The organism is Mesorhizobium sp. M5C.F.Ca.ET.164.01.1.1 (assembly GCF_004792125.1).
GTDB lineage: Bacteria > Pseudomonadota > Alphaproteobacteria > Rhizobiales > Rhizobiaceae > Mesorhizobium > Mesorhizobium wenxiniae.
Genome location: NZ_SRTG01000169.1, coordinates 1 through 393, shown reverse-complemented (window position 1 = coordinate 393; position 393 = coordinate 1). Strand labels below are relative to the sequence as shown.

The following is a 393-nucleotide window of genomic DNA, read 5'->3' as shown; positions in this document are numbered from 1 at the left end:
AATGTTGCGTAAGACGGCAGCGACACGGTTTGCAGCGGCGTATTGGGCGGCGGCAGCCCGGGCCAGTTCCGCATCCCGATCGGGGGCCGCACCGGCGGCGGCTCAAGCATTTTCATCGTCATCCTGGTGGTGCTGGCCGGCTGGTATTTCGGCTTCGATCCATCGCAGATCCTCGGCGGCGGCGATGGCGGCCTGCTGCCGGGTGGCGGCGGCCAGATCACCGATAACAGTGGCGACCAGGGCGGCGGCACCGGCGCGCCGGCTTCGGACGAGATGAAGCAGTTCGTGGCCACCGTGCTGGCCGAGACCGAGGACACGTGGACCGGCATCTTCAAGGCCAACGGCCTGACCTACGAGGATCCTAAGCTGGTGCTGTTCAGCGGCCAGGTTCGC

Annotated in this window: 1 protein-coding gene; it reads left to right on the top strand. The window is 67.2% G+C overall.

The features are described 5' to 3' along the window. Positions 1-42 precede the first annotated feature (42 nt). A partial coding sequence (locus EN807_RS32965) for a neutral zinc metallopeptidase (protein ID WP_246684511.1) occupies positions 43-393 on the top strand: 351 nt, incomplete at its 3' end.